We start from the raw sequence: 17,659 nt of genomic DNA, 5'->3' as shown, positions 1-17,659 counted from the left end.
GGGGGGGGGGGGGGGGGGGGCGGGCCCCCCCCCCCCCCCCCCCCGTCCGGGCGTCCCGTCGACGGTCCTCAGCGCGAGGCGTAGACCGCCCGCTCGAAGTCGGCGTAGACCGCCATCGCCTCCTCCGGGATGAACGGGAGGAACTGGGTGTAGATGGCGCCGGTGACCCCGCTGGCCCGGTCCACCCAGAAGTGCGTGTTGAAGACCCCGGCCCAGGCACCGCTGCCGACGGCGCGCATGCCGGGCTGCTGCTCGGTCGTGAGCAGGAGGCCGTACCCCCACTTCTGCCCCGCCGGGCCGTTCCAGGGGTGGGTCACCGAGGGGTCGGCCGACGCGATCCGGCTCGGGAACTCCAGGTCGCCGATCTGGTTGGTGAAGGCCGCCTCGACGCTCTCCGGCCGCAGGATGCGCACCCCGTCGAGCTCGCCGTCGCCGAGCAGCATCCGCTGGAAGCGCAGGTAGTCCCGCGGGGTGGAGTACAGCCCGTGCCCGCCGGCCCACCACTCGGCCTCCTCGGCCCAGTCGAGGTCGGTGGCGACCCAGTGCCCGTCCTGGTCGCGGACGTGCACGGGCACGAGGTCGGCCCGCTGCTCCGGCGTCGGGCTGAAGGTGGTGTGCGTCATGCCCAGGGGCGCGAGGACGTTCTCCTCCAGGTACTTGTCCAGCGTGCGGCCGCAGACCGCCTCGACCACCAGGCCGAGCCAGTCGGTGTTGATGCCGTACTCGAACCGCGTGCCGGGGTCGGCGACCAGCGGCGCGCTCAGGCACGTGCGGCGGCCGCTCAGGACGTTGGGCGTGCCCGTGGTGCTCTCCCAGCGGACCATGTCGGCGTTCCAGAACCAGTAGGTGAGACCGCTGGTGTGGGTGATCAGGTGGTGGACGGTGGCCCGGGTCGCCGGCGGCCGGGTCCGTGGCGTGTCCCCGTCCCACCCCTCGAGGACCTGCAGCTCCGACCAGGAGGGGACCAGCGTGTCGACCGGCGCCTGCAGGTCCAGCTCGCCGCGCTCGGCGAGCTGCAGGGCGGCGACCGTGGCGACCATCTTCGTCATCGAGGCGATCCGGAAGAGCGTGCCGCCGTCGAGCGGCTGGTCCGTGCCGGCCGTCCGGCCGCCGGCGGCCCCCTCGTAGAAGGGTCCGTCGGCGTCCGCGGCCGTGGCGACCACGTTGGGCACCGCCCCGCCGTCGACCGCCCGCCGCAGGACCTCGTCCATCCCCCTGCTGTCCACCCGTGCCGCCATGACCCCTCCTCGGTCGTGTGGTGCCGGTCACACTCTGGGTGGGCGGTGGTCCCCGGTCAACAGTGCCGTCGACGCTGCTGGGGGTCAGGACCCGCGGGTGACGTCCTCCAGCCAGGTCCGGACGGCGTCGAGCACGCCGTCGGTCGACGACGCCACGGCCACCGTGACCTCCTCCGCGGGCGCTCCCGGGGCGGCGTCGCGCAGGGTCAGCAGGCGGGCCCGCAGCTCCCCGTCCTCCTCGTGCCAGACACGGATCAGCAGGGCGGCACTCGGGCGGTCGGCCACGTCGTCTCTCCTCCGGGCCCCGCGCGGCGTCGCGGTACCCGTCCCGCGACCGCCCGGTGCGGGCGCGGGGTCAGGAGCCATGCTCAGAGGTCACGCCTCGCGGCGCAGTCCCCCGGACGGAGGACCCACCGGCCCGGACGTCCCGGGCGATCCGCGACACGGACCCGTCACCGCCCGCCGGACCGGCACCGTCCCGGTGGCGCGGCGAGGTGGCCGGGAGCCGGCCCCGGCGCCAGGGGCAGCTGCGCGGCCAGCGTCCGGCGGACCCGCGGGACGTGCCCGAGCAGCCGGGTCATCTCCTCGCTCGGGAGCACGCCCAGCTCGGTGTGCAGCACGGTCCGGAAGAGCTCGTAGGCCCGGACCGCCTCGGCCACGTTCCCCTCCGCCAGGTGGATCCGGACCACCATCCGGTGGGCGCTCTCCCGCAGCGGTTCGGCGCGGACCGCGGCGTGGGCGGCCTGCAGCGCCTCGCCGTGACGACCGAGCGAGGCCAGCCGGGCGGCCACGGCCTCCAGCGCGTGCATGCGGAGCTGCCGCAACCGCTCGCGTTCGAGCAGCACCCAGTCGTCGTACCACCCGGGTAACAGGTCGCCGAGGAGGGCGCTGTCGGGCAGGGCGACGTCGCCGGGGTCACCGGGTGGCGCGACGGCCCGTCGTGCCCACGCGCTGAGGTCGCGCACGTCGATCCGCACGCCCGGCACGAGCCGGAGGGTGCTGCCCGACACCTCGACCAGGCCCGGTGCCGCCTTGTTGAGGCGCCACAGCGCCGACCGCAGGCTGCCGTGCGCGTGGTCCTCGGGGACGTCGGGCCACAGCCGGCCGGCCGTCACCGTCCGGTTCGGCTTGGAGGACAGGCACAGGTGCGCCACCAGGCGCTGCACCGCACCGGGCAGGTCGTCGGAGTCCGACCGCCGTCCGCGACCGGGCAGCTCGAGACAGAAGCCGTCGAGCAGGGTGACGTGGGGTGGACGGTCCACGTGAGGGGTCCTTCTGCTCAGGACGAGTGAGGAGGCGGCACATCGCACGGAGGACACCGGGACCACCGCCGTGGAGGCGGCAGCAGGCACCGGCCCTGGCGGGCGGGCGACGGCCGTCCCGGCGCTGGATGGGTCGGCGGGTCAGGTGGCGCAGCTCGGTCGGGACCGAGCACGGTCATCAGCGTTGGTGGTTTTCACACGCAGGTGCACGACCCCGACCGACATGTCTCCCCCTGGACAGACGCACACGAGATGCGGGACAGCAAAGCTAGTCACGCCCACCCGCCGGGGCCGTACGCACACCTGCGTATGGGCCGGCGCCGACGGCGGAGGCAGGATCGCCACATCCCGCCGGGAGCGAGCCGTGACAGAAGGCCCTACCGCACCGACACCGGCCGGATACGGTGAGTGGCGTGTCGCGCACCACGGCATGGCACGCCGCATGGCTGGAGCTCGTCGGTGACGTCCTGCAGCGGCAGCCCGGGGCGGGCGAGTTCCCGCACGCGCAGGTGGCAGACCTGCTCCTCCGGTCCTTCGACGCGGCCTGCTGTTCGTTGAACGTCGTCGACCGCACGTGGGTGGACCACGTCGTCGCGGGCTGGCCGGATGGCTACCTGCCGACGACCCCGCCGCCCGGTGTCGTCCCCGACGCCACCACTCAGCCGCTCATCCGCTGGCACTCCGTCACGGGCAGCGCCGCACCCCAGATCCTGGGTCGAGTGCCTCCGGAGGTGGCCCCCGCCAGGATGGCGGCGGAGTGGTCGGACGTCGCCCGTCCCCTCGGGATCGCCCACCAGCTGTCCCTGCCGCTGCGCGTGGGCGACGGGATCGAGGGCTACGTGGTGTGCCGCCCGGACGACGACTACGCCGACGCCGACGCCGAACTGGCCCGGCTGGTCCTCCCCGCCCTGGCCGCACTGTTCCGCCAGCACCGCGTCCTCCACGGCGTACCGGAGGAGCAGTGCGGACGCGGCCGCGACCTCGGCCTGACCGAACGTGAGTTCGCCGTCCTCGGACTCCTCGGGGAGGGCTTCACGGCCCAGGCCATCGCCCGCCGGCTGGAGACCTCGCCGCGGACGGTGCACAAACACCTCGAGCACCTGTACCGCAAGCTCGGGGTGCGCGACCGGCTCGTGGCGGTCCAGCGGGCCCGCGACGCCGGCCTGCTGGTCCCGCCTCCCGGACCCGCCCGGCGACGCGGGGTCGGCGACGCCGCACCGGCGATCCCCCGCCCCCGCAGCGGGGACTCCCTGCCCGCCGCGCCTCGGGTCCGGTGAGTCGCGCACCGCCGCACTGGCCGCCGCACCCGACCGCGGTGATGCTGCAGGCCGGACCCACCGACCGGCAGGACGGAGACACCCCCATGTGGGCACAGACGCTGCGCGGCCCGTTCCGCTTCGAGCAGGTCGAGGTCGCGGCTCCCGACCCCGCGGCCCTGACGCCCGGGCACGTGCTGCTGGCCACCCGCGCCGGCGCCATCTGCGGCAGCGACCTGCCCAACTTCCGCGGCGGGGTGTGGCCCCACCCGGCCGCCGAGGACGGCTGGGGTGCCACGCGGGCGCCGGGCTTCCCGATGCACGAGATCGTCGGGGAGGTCGTCGCCAGCCGGCACCCCGCCCACTCCCCCGGCGACCTCGTCGTGGGCTGGGCGTCGATGTTCGACGGCATCGCCGAGCTCGTGGTCACCGACGGCGACGGGCTCGCCCCCTTCGACGCCGGCCTGCCGGCCACCACCGCCGTGATGCTGCAGCCGCTGGCCTGCGTCCTCTACGCCGTCGAACAGCTCGGCGACGTCTCGGGACAGGCCGTCGCGGTGATCGGCCAGGGCCCGATCGGCCTGCTCTTCGGTTCCGTCCTCAAGGCCCGGGGCGCGGCGCGGGTCACCGGCGTCGACCCGGTGGACCGCAGCGACGTCGCATCCGCCTTCGGCGTCGACGAGACGGTCACCGCCCGCGCCGAGCGGTGGGCCGGCTCGCTGTCCGACGCCGACCGGCCGACGGTCGTGGTGGAGGCCGTCGGACACCAGGTCTCGACGCTGCAGCCGGCCCTGGACGCGGTCGCGCCCGGCGGCCAGGTCTTCTACTTCGGCGTGCCGGACGACCCGGTCTACCCCTTCGACATGATGACGTTCCTGCGCAAGAACCTGACCCTGCGCTCGGGGGTCACCCTGGAGCGGCGCCGGGTGCTGGCCGACGCCGGCGCGCACCTGGCGGCCTCCCCCGCGCTGCGCGACTGCTACGTCACCCACGTCCACCCCGTCGCCGACGTGGAGGCGGCCTTCACCGCCGCGATCACCCCCCGTCCCGGGCAGCTCAAGATCGCCGTCGACATGACCTGACGCCGCGCCGGCCGCGGCGGTGCGCGCTCAGCGCGCCGGGGCGGCGGGCGACCGTCCGGCCGGCTCGGCGGCCTCCGCCTCCGAGGGCCCGAGCAAGCCCGGCAGCAGCGCCCGGTACACGTCGGGCCACACCAGGACGACGACGGTCGGCGCCTCCAGACCGGCGGCTCGCGAGTTGGCCGGCAGGTCGGCGAGGTGCCGGCTCGCGGCGTCGTCGTCGGACCACACCTCGACGCCGAGCACCCGGTCACCGGCGAGCCACGTGCGGCGGTGCAGACAGGGCCCGCGGTCGTCCAGCCGGACCGGCGGCAGCAGCTGCCGGAGGCCGGCGTGCTGCCGCGGGCCGGCGTCGTCCCAGCAGAGGTGGATGCAGAGCAGCGACATGGCGTCCCCCGAGGCTGCGGTGACGGCGACCGACCAGCGGACCCTAGGAGCGGCGGGATCCCGCTGTCTGTACGCAGTTCTCCCCATGCGGGCCGGTGCGGCCGGGCCGCGTCAGGCCACCACCCGCTCGGCGGGGTGGTCACCCGGCTCCGGCCCGGCGAGGACCCAGGTCGTGCGCCCGTGCAGCGGCGGGGTCTTCGTGCCGTCGGTGAACCAGACGACCACCCCACCGTGCGCCCGGCAGTGCGAGCGCACCACCCGCACCCGGCTGTCCTGCCGGGTCTTGGTGGGCCGGACCAGCGGGAGGCCGAAGTCGGTACCCACGACGTCGGTGGTCAGGACCGGTTCCCCGGCGGGCAGCTGGGACGTGGGGACGGTGGCCATCGGGACCTCCAGGCTGTCGCATGCGTTCGAACGTGTGTTCGATGATGCACCCGAGGGGTGACACCGCGCCACCGCCGGCTCAGTCCTCCCGGGTGCCGGTCCGGACGACCCGGATCGACTGCGCGCTGCGGGTCGTGCGGGTGGGCAGCACCTCGCCGAGCTCGACCAGCCGCTCGACGGCGGCGTCCTTGTCCACCTGCGTGCGCAGCCCGCCACCGGACCACTCGCAGTGCAGGTCACCCGCCGGCCCGGACCGGCCCCGCAGCCGTTCCCGCGCGTAGTCCTTGTGCCGCCGGGCCTCGGTCTCGGCGGCCCGCCAGGCGTCGTACTCGTGGACGGCCGCGACGTAGTCCTCGTCGGTGACCGTCAGGCGCGACTGGCGAGAGACCTCGCCCTCGGTGTCGAGGTCGACCGGCGGGCCCCAGCACAGGTCGAGGAAGGGACACCAGTCGCACATGGAGTCCACGCCGGGACCGAACCCGTCGCGGGGGACGGCGTCGACGCCCTCGTCCTCGACGGTGGCGTAGACGTCGGTGAGCCACATGATCGCCTCGGCGGTCAGTGACGGGTCGTTCTCGGCCTCGAACACGACGTCCTCACCGGAGTCGCGCGAGAGGTAGCGCAGGCGCAGCCCGTCGACGTCCTGCCCGGTGGCGGCCGGCAGCCGGCGGTCGGCGGTCTGCCCGGTGCGCAGCAGCCAGGCGTAGACGGCGACCTGGAACCAGTGCCGCACCGGGACGCCGCGGGTGAGGACCCGCTCGAAGCCGAACCGGGACGTCGTCTTGAGGTCCTCGACCACCGGCTCGTGCCACCAGTCGCAGCGGCCCTTGACCTGCTCGCTGGCGAGGCGCACCTCGGTCAGGCCGCCGTACTGGCGGCGTAGCGCGCGCAGCACGCCGCGGTGCAGCTCGGTGCCGATGAAGGCCTGCAGTCCGGTGCGGGTGTTGGTCGGCCGGCGGCGGCCGATCCGGTAGGCGGCCCGGCGGCGGCACTCGCCGAGCTCGGAGGCGCCGATCATCCGCTGGCGGGAGCGGGCGCGGCGGCTGTCGAGGTCGCGGACCGCCGCGGCCAGACTGGGGGCGGCCCGTCGCTCGGCGGCGCTGGGACGGGCGGGCAGGACGGCGGTCATCGCCTCTTCCTCCGGTCAGGGGGGGGGGGGGGGGGGGGCGGCCCCCCCCCCCCCCCCCCCCCCCCCCCCCCCCCCGGGACGGCTCAGGCGACGTCCGTGCTGTCGTCGGAGGCCGCCCGCTGCGTGGCGATGACGTCGCGCACCAGGGCGGTCAGCCGCTTGGTGGCCACCTGCTCGGCGGGCCGGCCGAACCGGGCGCCGATCTGCTCCTCGGTCACGCCGAGGGCCTCGAGGCTGGCCAGCACGCCCCGCCGCGCCGCGTTGAGCCGGCGCTCGCGCGGGTCGTCCGGGGTCGGCGAGGGCTCCAGCAGCGGGTTCGCCGGCGGGGCCTCCCGCTCGGCGGCCGGGCGGGCGGCCGCCGCGGCGGTCCGGGCGGCCTCCACCACCGCGGCCGGCGTCTGCGGAGCGGTCCCGGCCGCGGCCCGGCGGCGCCCGGCCGGGTGGTTGGCCATCGACGCCTCGAGGAACTGCTCGTGCCGGGCCTGGATCAGCTCGCCGATGGTGTACGGCCCACCCGGGGTCGGCACCTCGACCTGGAGCCACGCGGCGCGGTTGGCGTGCGCCCAGATCTCGCGCAGGTCGTCGTCGTGCGCGGCGTCGCCGATGCGGGCGACCAGGTCGGAGACGTCCGGCTCGTCGGTGCGCTCCCGCCGTCCGGGGCGGCCGGCCGCGGCCTCCTCGGTCCGCTCGTGGTCGAGCAGCCCGCCGCCGTGGAACGGCACGAGGTCGCGGACGTGCGCGGTGCCCGGGTCGCACTTGAGGGCGTCGAACACCAGCCACTCCAGCAGCCGGCCGGTGGCCTTCGGGTCGGTGACCTCCCTGGCCGGGTCGTCGTTGGGCTTGATCCCGACGTGCACGCTGCGCGCGCCGACGATCAGCGGCCGCCGTCCGCGGCGCAGCCGCATCCACACGCTGGCCGCGTACGGGAACTCCCGGTGGGTCTGCACCGACCAGGTCTTGTGCCCCTCGATCGGGCGGCCGTTGGCGTCGACCTCGGTGACCTCCTTGCCGCGGGCGGTCACCACGACGATCCCGGGGAAGGTCAGCAGCTCGGTCTGCAGCTTCCGCCAGCGGGCGCCGGCGTCGTTCCACAGGTTCTGGCTGATGGTGATCTCGGCGTTGGGGTCGCGCTTGAGCAGCTCGCGGTTGCGGGCGGACTTCGACGCGCGGTCGCTGGCCCAGTCCTTCAGGCCGTCCCAGATGGCCGAGCCGGTGTCGATGCCGAGCACCACCGGCGGTTCGCCGGCGTCGGCGGCGCGGCGGGCGTGGGACTTGACCGCCTGGACCGCGGCGAGCACCTGGGCGTAGGAGCCGTCGTGCTCGATGATCTGGTAGTTCGCGCCGGGGATGGCGCCGTACTCGTCACCGGCGCCCTCGTTGAGGTCGATCCAGTACAGCGCACCGATCTTGTCGCTGGCGCTGAACTGCGCCAGCGCCCAGCTCTTGCCCGCCTTCTCCTCGCCCTCGAGGAGGATGCAGGGCCACGGCACACGGCCGGTGGGCTTGCGGGTCTTGAGGCCAGAGGCGGCCATGGGGGACTCCTTGTCGACACGGGGAAGATGTCGATCCGGAATCTAGGGAGGGGTACCGACACATTCGGGGCCCCCGCGCAAGCGCGACGCGCCGCGTCGGGAGAAGTCGCAGGTCAGCGTCCCCCCGCCGGCGTGTCGCATCGGCCGTTCGCCGTGGGCGTAACCGGCGTCCGGCACGCGGTGTGTGCACGTGCCGCTGCCGCGGGGCGGCGTGCGCAGCGGTGTGTGCACGTACCGCTGCGGCGGCGTCGGGCCCGCGATCAGCCCCGTCCCGCGCCCCGTCCCACGCCGGCGGGCACGGCCGGGACGGCGCCGGCGCGCGGTCCCCCGCGGAGGCGGCGGGCCAGCGCGGTGTGCCGCCGGCCCGAGCCGGTGGCGCGCACCGCCTGGCCGAGCGCCCGCGGCGAGCCGACCAGCACGACGAGCTGCTTGGCGCGGGTGACCGCCGTGTAGAGCAGGTTGCGCTGCAGCATCGTCCAGGCGCTGGTGGTCAGCGGGACGACGACGCAGGGGTACTCGCTGCCCTGCGAGCGGTGGACGGTGACCGCGTAGGCGTGCACCAGCTCGTCGAGCTCGCCGAAGTCGTAGGCGATCTCCTCCCCCTCGTCGGTGACGACGGTGAGGACCTGCTCGACGGCGTCGACGGCGGTGACGACCGCCTGGGTGCCGTTGAAGACCCCGTTGCGGCCCTTGTCGTAGTCGTTGCGGACCTGGCTGACCTTGTCCCCGACGCGGAACACCCGCCCGCCGAAGCGCTTCTCGGGCCGGTCGGGCCGGGCCGGGGTGAGCGCCTCCTGCAGCAGCTCGTTGAGCGCGGCGGCGCCGGCAGGCCCGCGGTGCACCGGGGTCAGCACCTGCACGTCGCGGCGGGGGTCGAGGCCGAAGCGGGCCGGGATCCGCCGGACGGCGACGTCGACGGTGAGCCGGGCGGCCTCCTCGGCGTCGTCGGTGCTGAACAGGAAGAAGTCGTCGAGGCCGCGGACCTGGGGCAGGGTGCCGGCGTTGATCCGGTGGGCGTTGGTCACCACCCCCGACCGGCTGGCCTGCCGGAACACCTGCGTCAGGCGCACGTGCGGGACGGGGGTGCCGGCGGCGAGCAGGTCGCGCAGCACCTCCCCGGCGCCCACCGAGGGCAGCTGGTCGACGTCGCCGACCAGCAGCAGGTGCGCCCCCGGGGCGACGGCCCGCACCAGCTTGTTGGCCAGCAGCAGGTCGAGCATCGAGGACTCGTCGACCACGACCAGGTCGGCGTCCAGCGGCCGGTCCCGGTCGTAGGCGGCGTCCCCGCCCGGCCGCAGCTCCAGCAGCCGGTGCACCGTCACCGCGTCGACCCCGGTCAGCTCGGTCAGCCGCTTGGCCGCCCGGCCGGTGGGGGCGGCCAGCAGCACCCGGGCGCCCTTGGCCGCGGCGAGGGTGACCACGGAGCGGACCGTGAAGCTCTTGCCGCAGCCGGGGCCACCGGTGAGGACGGCGACCTTCTCGGTCAGGGCCAGGCGGACCGCCTCCTGCTGGCCGGGGGCGAGCTCGGCGCCGGTGCGCCGCTGCAGCCAGGCCAGCGCGGCGTCCCAGTCCACCGTGCCGAACGCCGGCATCCGGTCGGTGTCGGCCGTGGCCAGCCTGCGCAGCCCCGCGGCGAGGGAGACCTCGGCCCGGTGGAAGGGGACGAGGTAGTAGGCGACCGTCGGCGGCTCGCCGTCGGCGCCGGGGAACTCCTCGCGGATCACGTTCTGGTCGGCCACCAGCAGCGCCAGGCAGTGACCCACCAGGTCGGCGGGGACCTGCAGCATCTCGACCGCCCGGGCGACCAGCTCGGCCTCGGGCAGGTAGCAGTGCCCCTGCCCGGTCGCCTCGGAGAGGACGAACTGGACGCCAGCCTCGACCCGCTGCGTGCTGTCGTGCGGGATGCCCACGGCGGCCGCGATCGTGTCGGCGGTGCGGAAGCCGATGCCCCACACCTCGGCGGCGAGACGGTAGGGCTCGGCGCGGACCACGCCGATCGAGGCGCCGCCGTACTGCCGGTAGATGCGCACCGCGAGCGACGTGGACACGCCCACCCCCTGCAGGAAGACCATCACCTCCTTGATGGCCCGCTGCTCCTCCCAGGCCTCGGTGATCAGCCGCGTCCGTTTCGGTCCCAGGCTCGGCACCTCGGCCAGCCGCGCCGGCTGCTCCTCGATCACCCGCAGCGCGTCGGTGCCGAAGTGGTCGACGATCCGCTCCGCCAGCCGCGGCCCGATGCCCTTGACCAGGCCGGAACCGAGGTAGCGGCGGATGCCCTGGACCGTGGCCGGCAGCACGGTGGTGTAGTCGTCGACCAGGAACTGGCGGCCGTACTGCGGGTGCGACCCCCACCGCCCCCGCAGCCGCAGCGTCTCCCCCGGCTGCGCGCCCAGCAGCGAGCCGACCACGGTGACCAGGTCACCGCCCCGGCCGGTGTCCACGCGCGCCACGGTGTAGCCGGTCTGGGCGTTGGCGAAGGTGATCCGCTCCAGCGTCGCCTCCAGCACCGCCCCGGCCCGCGCCTCTGCCACCTGCCGTCCCCTCGCTGGTGCCGTCCGGCTCCCGATGGTCACACGTCCGGGGGATCCGCGGCGCCCCGCGCGGGCGGGCCGGTCCGCGACGGATCCCGGCGGACCGGGAACTGTCGGTGGGCCGCCCTAGCCTCCAGGCGCTCACCCCGAGCTGTGCACCGAACGACACGGAGGACCGGAAAATGGCCGGCGATACTGTCATCACCGTCATCGGCAACCTGACCAGCGACCCCGAGCTGCGCTGGACGCCCTCGGGCGCGGCGGTCGCCAACTTCACCATCGCCTCGACCCCCCGCACGCTGGACCGCCAGACGCAGGAGTGGAAGGACGGCGACCCGCTGTTCCTGCGCTGCAGCGTGTGGCGGCAGGCGGCCGAGCACGTCGCCGAGTCGCTGACCCGGGGCTCGCGGGTGATGGCGCAGGGCCGCCTCAAGCAGCGCTCCTTCGAGACCAAGGAGGGCGAGAACCGCACCGTCATCGAGCTGGAGGTCGACGAGATCGGCCCGTCGCTCCGCTACGCGACGGCGACGGTCACCCGCGCCACCCGCTCCGGTGACGGTCCCGGCGGGGGCTTCGGCGGTGGCAACGGTGCCGGCGGTGGCAACGGTGCCGGCGGTGGTGCCGGCAGCGGCGGCGGTGCCGGGGAGGGTCGCGGTGGGGCCGGCCGCGGCGGCTCCCCCGACCCCTGGGGCGCGCCGGCCGGCGACAGCAGCGAGGAGCCGCCCTTCTGAGCCCCGTGTCCGGGGTGCCCTTCCTGCTGTGCCCCCCGTCTCGGCCGTCGCCGCCCGGACCACCCCCGAGACCTCGCGGCTGGGTCTGCGCGACCTCGAGCAGACCGAGGGCACCGGGTCACCGAGGCAGGCCCGGGACCCCGAGCGGGTGGGCGTCGCCTGACACCGTCCACCCTGCACCCCGCGGCTGCCCGTCCCCGGCCCCGAGCCGGGGCGGGCAGCCGCGCCGTTCCTCCCCTCCCCCGACGGAGGCGCGCATGCGCATCGTGATCGCCCCCGACAAGTTCCGCGGCACCGCCACCGCCGCCGAGGCGGCCGGAGCGCTGGCCGCCGGCGTGGCGGAGGCCGGGCACCACGCCGTTCCCGTCCCGCTGGCCGACGGTGGCGAGGGCACGCTGGAGGCCCTCGGCGGCCCCACGCGCACGTCGACGGTCACCGGGCCGCTCGGCACGCCGGTCGAGGCCGCGTGGCGGCTGCACGAGGGGCAGGCCGTGGTGGAGACGGCCCGGGCCTCCGGGCTGCTGCTCGCCGGTGGCCGCGAGGGCAACGACCCCTGGGCCGCCACCAGCCGCGGCACCGGCGAGCTGGTCGCCGAGGCCGTGCGCCGCGGTGCGCGGCGGGTCGTCGTCGGGGTGGGCGGCTCGGCCTGCACCGACGGCGGGCTCGGGGCCGTGGAGGTGCTGCAGGACCTGGCACCGCTCGACGGCAGCCGCGGCTGGACGGTGCAGGTCGCCTGCGACGTCGCGGCGACGTTCCTCGACGCCGCGCGGCTGTTCGGCCCGCAGAAGGGCGCCACGCCCGAGCAGGTCGAGCAGCTCGCCGGCAGGCTGCGCGAGGCGGCCGGGCGCCACCGCGACCGGTTCGGCATCGACGTCGTGGACCTCCCCGGCTCCGGCGCCGCGGGCGGTCTCGCCGGCGGGCTGGCGGCCCTCGGCGCGTCGCTGGTCCCCGGGTTCGACCTGGTCCGCGACGCCGTCGGGCTGGCCGGGCACGTGCGCGGGGCCGACCTCGTCGTCACCGGCGAGGGGATGCTCGACGCGCAGTCCTTCGAGGGCAAGGTCGTCGGCGGGGTCGCGGCACTGGCACGGGCGGCCGGGGTGCCGTGGGCGGCCGTGGTGGGCCGGGCGCTGGTCGACCCGCCCGACGGCCGCGTGGTCGACCTGGTGGCCACCTACGGGCGGGAGGAGGCGATGGGCGCGACGGCGGCCTGCCTGCGCGCCGCGGCGCGCGACCACCTGGGCCTGGCCGCGGACGCGCCGGCGTAGGAGCGCCCGGCGGCGTCAGGCCGGGCCGCCCATCCGCTCCAGCGGCAGCCGCACGGTGGCGGCACGGACGACGGCCGCCTCCACCGCCGCGGCGGGCGTCGGGGCCCGAGCCGGTCGCCTGCCGGGTGGGCGAGCATGCACCGGTGGGGCTGCCCCGCCGGATGAGCCGGCTCGCCTGGCCGGTCCTGGCCGTCGCCTGCGCCGCCATCGTCGCGGTGGGCGGCGAGCTGTCCACCGGCGCGCTGCTGGCCGTCGGCGGCGCCGGCGTCCTGGTCGTGGCGGTGGGCCTGGCGCGCTCGGCCGGGGCGGGCGCGCCCCCGGTCGGCCGCGCGGGGCGGCCCTGGCTGGCGTGGCTGGCAGCGGGCCTGGCCTGGGAGGTCCTCGCCCTGCTCGACGCCGACCTGCCGACCCTCAGCGACCTCGCCGACCCCCTGCTCGCGCACCCGGCGGTGCGGGCCGCCGCGACCCTGGCGTGGCTGCTGGCCGGGGCCTGGCTGGTCGCCCGCCCCTCGTCCCGCCCGGGGCGCCGGTGAACAACACCGCGGTCTCCGTCGTCGCCGTCGTGCTGCTGCTGGCCGGCGGCGTGGTCCTGGAGTCCGCCGCGCGCCGCAGGTCCGACCGGCCCACCCTCGCGCGGACCCTGGGGGCGATCATGCGCACCACGCCCGGGCGGGTGGCGGTGCTGGTCACCTGGGCCTGGCTCGGCGTGCACTTCCTCGCCCGCTGACCCGGCGCCGCACGGACGCGGAAGAGCCGGGCCGCGGCGCGCGTTCGGGCGGGTAGCGGTCGCTCCCGAGGAGGAGGCCATGCCCGACCACGGACACGCGCTGCGGTTCGGCGCGTTCGTCACCCCGGCCAGTGCCGACCCGCAGGGCGTGGTGGGCCTGGCGCAGGCCGCCGAGCGGGCGGGGCTGGACCTGCTCACCTTCCAGGACCACCCCTACCAGCCGCGGTTCCTCGACACCTGGACGCTGCTGTCCTACGTCGCCGCGCGGACCGAGCGGATCGCCCTCGCGCCGAACGTCCTCAACCTGCCCCTGCGGCCGCCGGCGGTCGTCGCCCGGGCCGCCGCCAGCCTCGACCTGCTCACCGGCGGCCGGGTCGAGCTGGGCCTGGGCTCGGGCGCGTTCTGGGACGCCATCGCGGCGATGGGCGGGCCCCGCCTCTCCCCCGGCGACGCGGTCACGGCCCTCGAGGAGGCCATCGACGTCATCCGCGGGATCTGGGACGTCGACGACCGCGCGCCGCTGCGCGTGCCCGGCACCCAGCACGTGGTGGACGGCGCCAAGCGGGGGCCACGCCCGGCGCACCGCATCCCCATCTGGGTCGGCGCGCTGCGGCCGCGGATGCTGCGTCTGGTCGGCCGCCGCGCCGACGGCTGGCTGCCGTCGCTGTCCTTCCTCGGTGCCGACGCCGTCCCCGCGGCGAACGCGGTCATCGACCGGGCCGCGGTCGATGCCGGGCGCTCGCCGGCCGACGTCGTCCGGCTGCTCAACGTCAGCGGCACCTCCGCCGCGTCGGGGGCCGACCTCACCGGGCCGCCCTCGGCGTGGGCCGGGCGGCTGACCGAGTTCGCGCTCGAGGCCGGCTTCTCCACCTTCGTGCTCGCCTCCGACGACCCCGGCGCGCTCGCCCGCTTCGGCGGGGAGGTCGCACCCGCCGTCCGGGAGGCGGTGGCCCGGGAGCGCGGACGTCAGCGGTAGCTGTCCGAGGGGCGGGCCGCGGGGACCACCGCGGTCAGCAGCGGGGCCGACAGCGCGCTGACCACCAGCGCCCCGGTGAGGCCGAAGGTCGTGTACCGCGCCTCCACGTCGACGCCCACCGCGGTGGTCACCGTCCACCCGAGCGCCCACAGCGGCCCGAGGGCGGCGGCCCAGGCGAGCCGGCGCCGTCCGGCGGCGCGCGGCAGGACGGCGGCCTGCGCGATCCCGACGACCAGGCCGGTCAGGGCGCCCTGCAGGGCGAGGTCGGGGAGCCGGGTGCCGAACCCGACCGCGGTGGCGCCGAGCAGCAGGCCGACGCCGGCGCCCACGGCGGTGGCGACGGTCCAGCGCAGCACCGGCAGCCGCCGGCGGGCGGCGACGGCCTGGGCGGCGCCGAGGACCAGGCCGGTGACTGCGCCCCCGGCCGCGGCGGCGAGTGGCGTGGCGACGGCGCCGCCGGCCGCGGCCAGCCCGGCCAGCCCGGCGATCGGGAAGGCCAGGGCGGTCGCCGTCCACGCAGCCCACGCGCGGAGGTCGGCGCTGCGGGACGGGACGGGGACGGATATCTCTTTACGCTGTGCAGTGTTCATGGCCGAGAATCGTTGTACGCTGTGCAGAGTCTTGTCAAGGGGAGGACAGTGGTGGACCGGGGACGCTCGCGGCCGGGGCCCGCGCGGTCGGTGAGCGAGGCGCGGATCGTCGAGGCGGCGCTGCGGCTGCTCGACGCGTCGGGGCCCGCCGGGCTGTCGGTGCGCGGGGTCGCCGCCGAGGTCGGGGTCACGCCGAACGCGCTCTACACGTACTTCCCGACGAAGGCGGCGCTGGTCAGCGCGGTCGTCGACGACCTGCTCGGCCGGGTCGACGTCGCGGTGCTCGGCGACGCCGGGCGTCCCTGGCGGGACCGGCTGTGCGCCTACGCGCTGGACCTGCGCGCGGTGCTGCTCTCGCACCCGGGCGTGGTGCCGCTGCTGCTGGGCGACGGCTTCTCGGGGCCGCGGGCGCTGGCCGCCGGGGAGGCGGTGCTCGAGCTGCTGGTGTCGGCCGGGCTCGACGCCGGGGTCGCGGCCCGTACCTCCTACCTGCTGGTCACCTACGTCCTCGGCACCGTGGCCCTCGACGTGGCCGAGCTCGAGCCGGGCACCCCCGTCCCCGACGAGGGCGAGCGGACGGCCGGCCGGCGGGCGGCGCTGGCCGGCCTCCCCGCCGGGGACCTCCCGCGGACGGCGCAGACCCTCGACGTCATCGCCGCCTACAACACCACCGAGCAGTACCGGTGGGGGCTCGAGCGCCTCCTCGACGGGATCGGCGGGGCCGGGCCGGAGGACACCCACTGACGCGGACGGCGGGCGCCACCGGTCCCGGGGGGACCGGCGACGCCCGCCGTCGGGGAGGGTGCGGATCAGCCGGCCACGGTGATCCGGTCGGTCGCCGGCGGGGCCACCGGGTCGCCGGACAGGTAGGCCACGAGGGCGTCGACGTCGAAGCCGGGCTGGTTCACCGCGTTCGTCCCCTCGGTCAGCACGGTGAAGCCGTCACCGCCGCCGGCGAGGAAGTTGTTCACCGTGATCCGGTAGGTCTCCTCGAGGACGACGGGCTCCTCGCCGATCGTCAGGGAGCCGGGCACCACGCTGCCGCCGTCGGCCGGGTCGACGGTGTAGGCCACCGACGACGACGGCGCGAGCACCCGGCCGACCGCGAACTGCTGGTCGAGCAGGGCGTAGAGCTGCTCGCCGGTGAGGTCGAGCGTGGTGAGCAGGTTGTTGAACGGCTGCACGGTGAAGGCCTCGCCGTAGGTCACCACCCCGTCGCCCTCCCCGGCCGGGGAGGAGGGGTAGGTGAGGTCGCCCCGCACGCCGCCGGGGTTCATGAACGCCGCGACCGCGCCGGCCTCGTCGTCGGTGGCCGCGAGCTGGGCGTCGGCGATCAGGTTGCCCAGCGGGGACTCCCCGGCGACGGTGCCGAACAGGGTCTCCTGCGCCCGCACGATGGCCGCGGTGATCTGTCCGACGGGCTCGTTCGCGATCGGCTGGGCGATCGCGGCGTACCGGGCGACCAGCTCCTCCGCCTGGGCGTCGGGGGCGACGTCGCGGGTGACGACCACGTTCTCGGCGGTCTTCGAGACGACGTCGCCGGTGCGACGGTCGATGGTCAGGTCGATGTCGGTGATCAGCCGGCCGTTGGACAGCGCCTGGGTGACCAGGGTGCCGTCGACGTCGCAGACGAAGCCGCTGTGGGAGTGCCCGGACATGACCACGTCGACGGCGTCGTCGAGCGCCCGGGTGATGTCGAAGGCGGGCCCGGACGGGTCGGTGCAGCCGTTGACGTCGGCGCCGGCGGAGCCGCCCTCGTGCAGGGACACGGCGATCACCTCGACGCCCCGGGCCTGCAGCTCGGCGGCGTACCGGTTGATCGTCTCGATCTCGTCGAGGAACTCGACGTCGGCGATGCCCTCGGCCGAGACGATCGACGGCGTCTCGTCCAGGACCACGCCGATGACCCCGAGCTCCACGCCGCGGACCTTGTGGACCTCGTAGGGCGGCAGGACCGGCTCCTGGGTGTCGCGGTCGACGACGTTGGCGGCCAGCCAGTCCGCGTCGGACCCCTCGTAGCCGGTTCCGTCGAGGCAGCCGTCCTCCGGGTGGCAGGCCCCGCCCTCGATGATCCGGCGCAGCTCGTCGACGCCCTCGTCGAACTCGTGGTTGCCGACGGTGGCCACGTCCAGGCCGAGCTGGTTCATGGCCTCGACGGTGGGCTCGTCGCGGAACAGCGCCGACAGGAACGGGCTGCCGCCGACGAGGTCGCCGTTGCTGATCGTCAGGGTGTTGCGGTTCTCCGCCTCCTGCTGGCGCAGGTGGGTGGCGAAGTACCCCAGGCCGCCGGCGTCGACCGTGCTGCCGTCGGGACGGGTCACGCGCCCGCCCGAGCCCGTCGGGGCCTCCAGGGCGCCGTGGAAGTCGTTGAACGCCAGGAGCTGGACCTCGACCGGCTTGGGACCGGCGGGGCCGGCCGCCGCGGGGCCGGCGGTCGCGACGGCGAGGACGGACAGGCACGCGGTGGTGCCCAGGGCGGCCAGGGGACGTGGCCTCATGCGGATCTCCCTCGTGCGGACAGGTGGGGCGCGCCGACGGTAGGTGGCGTCGGTGCACCGCGGATGACCGCCCC

General features: G+C 76.0%; 19 protein-coding genes. 9 read left to right on the top strand and 10 right to left on the bottom strand.

The window, feature by feature from the left end:
• Nucleotides 1-68: 68 nt before the first annotated feature.
• The 3 genes from ACI79V_RS12075 to ACI79V_RS12065 form a co-directional block, all read right to left on the bottom strand.
• Complete coding sequence (locus ACI79V_RS12075; RefSeq protein WP_456889534.1) at nucleotides 69-1,238, bottom strand: serine hydrolase domain-containing protein; 1,170 nt, start codon at nucleotides 1,236-1,238, stop codon at nucleotides 69-71.
• Between the two features lie 84 nt (nucleotides 1,239-1,322).
• The gene (locus ACI79V_RS12070) at nucleotides 1,323-1,523 is read right to left on the bottom strand and encodes a hypothetical protein (RefSeq protein WP_456875937.1); all 201 of its coding nucleotides are present in this window, start codon (nucleotides 1,521-1,523) and stop codon (nucleotides 1,323-1,325) included.
• 167 nt (nucleotides 1,524-1,690) lie between these two features.
• Nucleotides 1,691-2,500 carry an AfsR/SARP family transcriptional regulator gene (locus ACI79V_RS12065; RefSeq protein WP_456889532.1) on the bottom strand — a complete coding sequence of 270 codons (810 nt, stop codon included), beginning with the start codon at nucleotides 2,498-2,500 and terminating at the stop codon, nucleotides 1,691-1,693.
• Nucleotides 2,501-2,913: 413 nt separating this feature from the next.
• Between ACI79V_RS12065 and ACI79V_RS12060 the strand changes: the two genes are divergently transcribed.
• Complete coding sequence (locus ACI79V_RS12060; RefSeq protein WP_456889530.1) at nucleotides 2,914-3,777, top strand: response regulator transcription factor; 864 nt, start codon at nucleotides 2,914-2,916, stop codon at nucleotides 3,775-3,777.
• 86 nt (nucleotides 3,778-3,863) lie between these two features.
• Nucleotides 3,864-4,838, top strand: coding sequence for a zinc-binding dehydrogenase (locus ACI79V_RS12055; RefSeq protein WP_456889529.1), 975 nt, complete (start codon nucleotides 3,864-3,866; stop codon nucleotides 4,836-4,838).
• A 27-nt stretch (nucleotides 4,839-4,865) separates the two neighbouring features.
• Here ACI79V_RS12055 and ACI79V_RS12050 read toward each other — a convergent pair whose 3' ends face one another.
• The 5 genes from ACI79V_RS12050 to recD2 form a co-directional block, all read right to left on the bottom strand.
• Complete coding sequence (locus ACI79V_RS12050) at nucleotides 4,866-5,222, bottom strand: hypothetical protein (RefSeq protein ID WP_456889527.1); 357 nt, start codon at nucleotides 5,220-5,222, stop codon at nucleotides 4,866-4,868.
• 111 nt (nucleotides 5,223-5,333) lie between these two features.
• Nucleotides 5,334-5,606, bottom strand: coding sequence for a hypothetical protein (locus ACI79V_RS12045; RefSeq protein ID WP_456889525.1), 273 nt, complete (start codon nucleotides 5,604-5,606; stop codon nucleotides 5,334-5,336).
• Between the two features lie 79 nt (nucleotides 5,607-5,685).
• Nucleotides 5,686-6,735: a CRISPR-associated protein Cas4 gene (locus ACI79V_RS12040; protein ID WP_456889523.1), complete on the bottom strand. Its 1,050-nt coding sequence runs from the start codon at nucleotides 6,733-6,735 to the stop codon at nucleotides 5,686-5,688.
• Between the two features lie 83 nt (nucleotides 6,736-6,818).
• Nucleotides 6,819-8,267, bottom strand: coding sequence for a hypothetical protein (locus ACI79V_RS12035; protein ID WP_456889521.1), 1,449 nt, complete (start codon nucleotides 8,265-8,267; stop codon nucleotides 6,819-6,821).
• A gap of 260 nt (nucleotides 8,268-8,527) precedes the next feature.
• Nucleotides 8,528-10,798: an SF1B family DNA helicase RecD2 gene (gene recD2, locus ACI79V_RS12030; protein WP_456889519.1), complete on the bottom strand. Its 2,271-nt coding sequence runs from the start codon at nucleotides 10,796-10,798 to the stop codon at nucleotides 8,528-8,530.
• Between the two features lie 182 nt (nucleotides 10,799-10,980).
• Here recD2 and ACI79V_RS12025 point away from each other — a divergent pair, with 182 nt between their 5' ends.
• The 6 genes from ACI79V_RS12025 (at nucleotide 10,981) to ACI79V_RS12000 (ending at nucleotide 14,497) form a co-directional block, all read left to right on the top strand.
• Complete coding sequence (locus ACI79V_RS12025; protein ID WP_456889516.1) at nucleotides 10,981-11,529, top strand: single-stranded DNA-binding protein; 549 nt, start codon at nucleotides 10,981-10,983, stop codon at nucleotides 11,527-11,529.
• Between the two features lie 28 nt (nucleotides 11,530-11,557).
• On the top strand, nucleotides 11,558-11,692 hold the full coding sequence (locus tag ACI79V_RS12020) for a hypothetical protein (protein WP_456889512.1): 135 nt from the start codon (nucleotides 11,558-11,560) through the stop codon (nucleotides 11,690-11,692).
• 94 nt (nucleotides 11,693-11,786) lie between these two features.
• Nucleotides 11,787-12,794 carry a glycerate kinase gene (locus tag ACI79V_RS12015; RefSeq protein WP_456889510.1) on the top strand — a complete coding sequence of 336 codons (1,008 nt, stop codon included), beginning with the start codon at nucleotides 11,787-11,789 and terminating at the stop codon, nucleotides 12,792-12,794.
• Nucleotides 12,795-12,937: 143 nt separating this feature from the next.
• On the top strand, nucleotides 12,938-13,327 hold the full coding sequence (locus ACI79V_RS12010; protein ID WP_456889508.1) for a hypothetical protein: 390 nt from the start codon (nucleotides 12,938-12,940) through the stop codon (nucleotides 13,325-13,327).
• Nucleotides 13,324-13,521, top strand: a complete 198-nt coding sequence (locus ACI79V_RS12005) for a DUF6186 family protein (RefSeq protein WP_456889506.1) — start codon at nucleotides 13,324-13,326, stop codon at nucleotides 13,519-13,521. The genes ACI79V_RS12010 and ACI79V_RS12005 overlap by 4 nt, the downstream gene beginning before the upstream one ends.
• A gap of 79 nt (nucleotides 13,522-13,600) precedes the next feature.
• Entirely contained in the window at nucleotides 13,601-14,497 is an 897-nt protein-coding gene (locus tag ACI79V_RS12000; protein WP_456889502.1) for an LLM class flavin-dependent oxidoreductase, read from the top strand.
• On the opposite strand, the gene ACI79V_RS11995 is transcribed toward ACI79V_RS12000, so the two are convergent.
• Nucleotides 14,488-15,087, bottom strand: coding sequence for a hypothetical protein (locus tag ACI79V_RS11995; RefSeq protein WP_456889501.1), 600 nt, complete (start codon nucleotides 15,085-15,087; stop codon nucleotides 14,488-14,490). The genes ACI79V_RS12000 and ACI79V_RS11995 overlap by 10 nt on opposite strands.
• Nucleotides 15,088-15,138: 51 nt before the next feature.
• Here ACI79V_RS11995 and ACI79V_RS11990 point away from each other — a divergent pair, with 51 nt between their 5' ends.
• Entirely contained in the window at nucleotides 15,139-15,831 is a 693-nt protein-coding gene (locus tag ACI79V_RS11990; protein ID WP_456889499.1) for a TetR/AcrR family transcriptional regulator, read from the top strand.
• A gap of 65 nt (nucleotides 15,832-15,896) precedes the next feature.
• Here the strand turns inward: ACI79V_RS11990 and ACI79V_RS11985 are convergent, their stop codons facing one another.
• Nucleotides 15,897-17,585: a bifunctional metallophosphatase/5'-nucleotidase gene (locus ACI79V_RS11985; protein WP_456889496.1), complete on the bottom strand. Its 1,689-nt coding sequence runs from the start codon at nucleotides 17,583-17,585 to the stop codon at nucleotides 15,897-15,899.
• Nucleotides 17,586-17,659 lie beyond the last annotated feature (74 nt).

This window comes from Geodermatophilus sp. SYSU D00700 (assembly GCF_054050255.1).
This window is presented reverse-complemented; position numbering and strand designations above follow the sequence as displayed.